This window comes from Vicinamibacteria bacterium, from assembly GCA_035620555.1.
Taxonomy (GTDB): domain Bacteria; phylum Acidobacteriota; class Vicinamibacteria; order Marinacidobacterales; family SMYC01; genus DASPGQ01.
On record DASPGQ010000048.1, the window covers coordinates 1 to 5,319 of the forward strand.

At 64.0% G+C, this 5,319-nt stretch carries 5 protein-coding genes; 2 read left to right on the forward strand and 3 right to left on the reverse strand.

Annotated elements, in window-relative coordinates; all coding sequences use genetic code 11:
• Window positions 1-341: hypothetical protein (locus VEK15_01805; GenBank protein ID HXV59398.1), on the reverse strand; the 341-nt coding region annotated here is incomplete at its 3' end.
• On the reverse strand, window positions 338-922 hold the full coding sequence (locus VEK15_01810; GenBank protein HXV59399.1) for an RNA polymerase sigma factor: 585 nt from the start codon (window positions 920-922) through the stop codon (window positions 338-340). The genes VEK15_01810 and VEK15_01805, both read right to left, overlap by 4 nt.
• 174 nt (window positions 923-1,096) lie before the next feature.
• Between VEK15_01810 and VEK15_01815 the strand changes: the two genes are divergently transcribed.
• Together VEK15_01815 and VEK15_01820 are read left to right on the forward strand one after the other, a co-directional pair.
• The gene (locus VEK15_01815) at window positions 1,097-3,547 is read left to right on the forward strand and encodes a TonB-dependent receptor (GenBank protein HXV59400.1); all 2,451 of its coding nucleotides are present in this window, start codon (window positions 1,097-1,099) and stop codon (window positions 3,545-3,547) included.
• Between the two features lie 22 nt (window positions 3,548-3,569).
• Window positions 3,570-4,964 (forward strand): Na+/H+ antiporter NhaC family protein, encoded by a 1,395-nt coding sequence (locus VEK15_01820; protein ID HXV59401.1) that lies wholly within the window; start codon window positions 3,570-3,572, stop codon window positions 4,962-4,964.
• On the opposite strand, the gene VEK15_01825 is transcribed toward VEK15_01820, so the two are convergent.
• Window positions 4,906-5,319, reverse strand: a 414-nt coding sequence (locus VEK15_01825; protein HXV59402.1) for an oxidoreductase, incomplete at its 5' end; no start/stop codon positions are given. The genes VEK15_01820 and VEK15_01825 overlap by 59 nt on opposite strands.

Consider the following 5,319-nt stretch of genomic DNA (forward strand, 5'->3'; position numbering starts at 1 on the left):
GTCAACCACTGCCAGGTTGCCGAGCCCAGCACCGCGAGGACTCCCGCGGCCGCGGCAAGTTGAAAGACCCACGGCGAGAACAGCCTTCGCTCGACCTTCGCGTCTTTACCCGGCGCCGGTACGGCCAGCTCGGGACGGGCGAGCAAACGCTCCACGAGCTCGTCAGAAGCGTCGTGAGCGGGAAGCGCGGCCAGAGCGCGGTCGACGACGACCAGCCGCTCGAGGAACGCCAGGCAGTCGTCGCAGCTCTCGACGTGCGCCCGCGCTGCCTCGTTCTCGCGGACATGAACGCGTCCCTCCGCGGCCAGCGTGTGTTGCAAGGATTGACAAACAGGGTTCATGACGACGCCTCCGGCGACAGTTTCCGTATGAGCTTGAGCCGAGCGCGCCTGATGTGGGTCTTCACCGTGTTCAGCGGGATGCCGAGGGCTTCGGCAATGTCTTTCTGAGGCACGCTCTCGATAGACGCGAGCACGAGCACCTCGCGCTGGATGGGCGGAAGCGCCTCGAGCTCGCGCTCGAGGAAGCGGAACATCTGGCTCGCCGCGGCGATCTCCTCGCCATCGGGCTTGTCATCCCGCGGCTCCTGCTCGGGTGGGTCGGTGAAGACCAGCGCGGCCACTTTCCGCTTGCGGTGATAGCTCCTCACCGCGTTGGCGACGACGGTGAAGAGCCAGGGATGAAGCGGCTTGTCCACGTCGTACTGGTGTGCCGACCGATGAATGCGCAGAAAGATTTCCTGGAAGAGGTCGTCGCGATCCGGCTCGGCGACGCCGCAACGGATGATGTAGGAGAAGACCGGCGCGCGATACCGCGAGACGAGTGCCCGAAAGGCATCCGGGTCGCCCTCCCGGTGACGGACGAGGAGGTTCGGCTGTGCAGAAGCCTCCGATCCGGCGGGCCGACAAGGTCCTTCTTCCACCGTCTCGCCTCTTGCGACCGATATCCCTTCCACACTCCATCGTACCCGCGGCGAGGCAAAAGGTTTCCTCGGGGCGACGAGAAAGTTGACGAAAGGCTTTCGGCATTGCTATAAGCGCAGCCAGGACGACCGCCTGCCTGCACGTCGGTGCGCATGCTCTAAAGGAAGACGACGATGAGAAAGTTGTGTATGGCCTGCATCGTTTCGAGCCTCTCCGCCTGGCCACTAGCCGTCGCGGCCTTCGCCCAGAGTGAGACCGGACGCATCGAGGGCCGGGTCCTCAGGACCGATCTCTCTCCGGTGAGCGGAGTGAGCGTGGTCTTGAACGAGCTCTCGCTGACCGATATCACTGACGCCAACGGCCTCTACGGGTTTCCGTCCGTTCCCGCCGGGACCTATTCGGTCAGCTTCATCCTCGGCGCCAACCTGATCACCGAGTCCGGCGTGGTCGTCACTGCGGGACAAACCACACACCTCGAGCCGAAGGTCGACTGGGAGCTGGGCTTCGCCGAGACGTTGACCGTCTACGGGGCGTCACGGCGCGTCGAGCGGATCGTGGAGGCTCCGGCCGCGGTGACGGTGGTGGATGAGAAGGAGATCCAGCAGGTCGCTTCGCATGGCCAGGCCCCCAAGCTTCTCGAGTACACCCCGGGCGCCGAAGTGACCCAGAGCGGCGTCTACGACTTCAACTTCAATACCCGTGGGTTCAACAGCTCGCTGAACCGCCGGGTCGCGACGCTCGTCGACGGCCGCGATCCTTCGGTCCCGTTCCTCGGGGCGCAGGAGTGGGCCGCGATCTCCTTTCCCCTCGACGATCTCGCGACGGTCGAGCTCGTTCGAGGGCCGAGCGCGGCTCTGTACGGGGCCAATGCCTCGAGCGGCGTTCTCAACATGACGAGCAAGCAACCTCGCTACAGTCAAGGCGGTCTCTTCCGTGTCACGGGAGGGGAGCTCGACACGGTGAACCTCGACTTCCGCCTCGCCCAGAGTCTGACGAACGACTGGTACATCAAGCTCGTCGGAGGACTTCGAAACTCGGGCGACTTCACCGTATCCCGGCGCGGCTTCGCCGAATACTCCGTGCCCTGCACGACGGCCGGGCAGACCGACTGCCTTCCCCAGGAAGCGGTGCCGCTCGCCCGAGAGAACGACGACGATATCTACTTCGGGGGCGTGCGGCTGGACAAATATCTCTCGAACGGCATGGCGCTGACGTTCGAAGGTGGCTATGCCGACGTGGCCGGTCCCGTCTTCCAGACGGGCATCGGCCGGGTACAGCTCGTCGACGTGCAGCGCCCCTGGGCGCGCTTCAACTGGAACGCCGAGCGGTTCAACTTCTTCACTTACTACAGCGGCCGCAAGGCCGACCAACAGCTCGCTCTGAGCTCGGGGACGAACCTGGCTCTCGACAGCTACAACGTCCACCTCGAGGGCCAGACCAACTGGAGCCTCGCGGCGGAGAAAGTGCGTGTCGTGGTGGGTGGCTCCTACCGTCACACGGACATCAACAGCGAAGACCCCAACACCGGACGTCAGACGCTGATGTTCGAGCCGGTGACCTCGGATCAAGGGGCGATCTTCGGTCAAGTCGACTGGACCATCGACCCGCGGTGGAAAGTCGTGGTTGCCGGACGGGTGGACGAGAGCACGCTCCACGACCCTCAGTTTTCCCCGAAGGCCTCTCTCGTCTACAACCTGAACCGGGACTCGAGCCTGCGATTCACCTACAACGAGGCGTTCCAGGTGGCCAACTACTCCGAGTTCTTCCTCGAGGCCAATGTGGCCGCTCCCCTGAATCTCGCGGGAATCGAGGCCGCCGTCTGCACCCCCTTCGGGGTGGATTGCGGTTTCGGGACTCCGACCCGCATCGTCGCCGTGGGGAACAACGATCTCGAGGTCGAAAAAACCAAGATGTTCGAGATCGGCTACAGCGGAATCATCGCCAACCGCGCGTTCATCACTCTGGACTATTACAACGCGAGGAACGATCGATTCATCACCGATCTGATTCCCCAGCTCGACGCCCAGGGTAACCGCACCAACCCCGATTTCGGTCCCTATCAGCCTCCGGCGAATCATCCCGCTCCCGCGCTCCTCATTGGAGCGCTCCGGGCGAACCTGCCGCCACCGATCTACGCCATCCTGTCGAATAATTTCGACGGGACGCCCTTTTTCGTCGCCCGTTCCTACACGAACTTCGGACGGGTCAATACCCAGGGAATCGACTTCGGAGTGAACTACTACTTCCTTCCCGACTGGACGTTCTCGTTCGCCTACTCCTGGTTCGACTTCGAGATCCAGGACCCGGATTCGCCCTTCGCGAACCAGCTGCTTCCGAACACTCCGGAAAACAAGATCGCCGCCGGAATCGGCTATACGACTTCGAGATGGGACGCGGCTTTCGACCTCCGCTGGGTGGACACGTTCCGCTGGGCGGTGGGTCCGTTCCAGGGCGACGTCGAGGCCTACACCACTGCGGATTTGCGAGGAAATTACCACTTCAACGAGCATTTCGGGATCGGCCTCAACGTCTCGAACCTCTTCGACAACGAACACTGGCAGAGCTTCGGAGGCGATTTGCTCGGGCGCCGGGCGCTGGTGAATGCCCTGATCCGCTGGGAGTGATTCCGAACGCGTTCCCGTCGAGGTGGTCCACTCCCCACTACGTTTCTACGGCGGCACCCTCGGCGTCGTCGCGCCGTTCGCGCTACTCCTCACGGGAGTCGCGTGGTTAGGCCTCTCGGGCGCACCCGACGAGCGCGGTTTCTGGCCGGTCAGCGTCGCCGCGCTCGGCCTGGGGCTTCTCCTCAGCCGGGACCGGTCACGCTTCAGCGAAGAAGCCGTGCGCGGCATGGGTCGTCCCATCGTCGCGGTCATGATCCTCTCCTGGCTTCTGGCCGGCGTGCTGGGGAAAGTGCTGGCGGAATCGGGTTTCGTACAGGCGCTCGTCTGGCTCGCCAGCGAATCGGGGCTTCGCGGCTCGGGCTACGTTGCGGCGTCTTTCCTCGTCTGCTGCATCGTCTCGACCGCGACCGGCACGAGCCTGGGGACGATTCTGGTCTGTGGCCCGCTGATTTACCCCACCGGGGGAGCGCTCGACGCCGAGCCCGCGGTGCTCCTGGGCGCCATCCTGGGGGGCGCGACGTTCGGGGACAACCTCTCCCCGATCTCGGACACGACGATCGCTTCGGCTTTCACCCAGGAGGCGGACGTCGCCGGCGTCGTGCGGAGCCGGATGAAGTACGCACTGATCGCGGCGGCCATGGCTCTCGTCGCCTACGCGCTATTCGGCGGCACGAGCATTCCCTCCGGCGCTCGGCCGCCAATCGAGGCGAAGTCCGCAGGCCTCGTGATGCTCATCGTCCCCGCCGGGGTATTGCTGTTACTTCTGAGGGGCAGGCATCTGCTCGAGGGTCTTTTCTTCGGGATTGCGCTCGCCATCCTCCTGGGAGTCACCTTCGAGCTCTTCGAGCCGTCGAGGCTCCTCACCATCGATGCGACGAGCTTCCGGGCCTCGGGGATCGTTCTCGAAGGCATGGAGCGCGGCATCGGGGCGTCGATTTTTACTCTGCTCCTGATGGGACTCGTCGGGCCCCTCGAAGCATCGGGCCTCATGGACGAAGTCGTTGCCTACGCGGGTAAGAAGGTTCGTTCGCCGCGAAGCGCCGAGAGCTGGATCGTCGCCGTGACATCGGCCGCCGCCCTCGTCACGACCCACAGCACCGTTGCCCTACTGACCGTTGGCGATTTCGCGAGAAGAGCAGGCGCCCGCTTCGACATCTCACGCTATCGACGCGCCAATCTCATGGACATGACGGTTTGCATCTGGCCGTTTCTCTTTCCGTACATGATCCCCGTGATCCTCGCGGCGAGCACGTCGGCCTCGGGAGAAGACTTCGGCCTGCCGCGCATCTCGACCGTCGAGGCCGGTTTTCTGAACTTTCACGCCTGGTCCCTGCTCATCGTCCTCGCCGTCGCCGTCATCACCGGCTTCGGTCGAGAAAACTCTCCGAAGCACGGCGCGCTCGTGCGTCGAAGATGATTTCGGCGGCACGCTCGCGTGATCGGAGGAACGGTTGAGGAAACAACCCTCCGAGAAAAAGGATGAGAACGAGCACGAGGAACGAGAGTCGCTCCCGTGGGCGGACCCCCTGTGCGCGTACGCGCTCCGTGCGAGCGCCGCAGAAGAGCACGAGATAGCAGCGCATTACCGTGATCCCGTTGAGGGCCGATGCGAGCAGGACCAGAGCTCCTCGAAACGGTGTCTCGGTAAAAGCTCCATGCGCCAGCGCCTCCTGCCCGGCGAATCCGAGTGTTCCGGGAAAGCCCACACTCGCGAGTCCGAGGAAGAGAAAGGACACCGCGAGAAACGAGGTCCGTTCGTAGCCTCCCGCAAA

Excerpts from the sequence above, each read along its gene's own strand:
- VEK15_01815 (HXV59400.1), top strand. The coding sequence starts at position 1,097 with ATGAGAAAGTTGTGTATGGCCTGCATCGTTTCGAGCCTCTCCGCCTGG.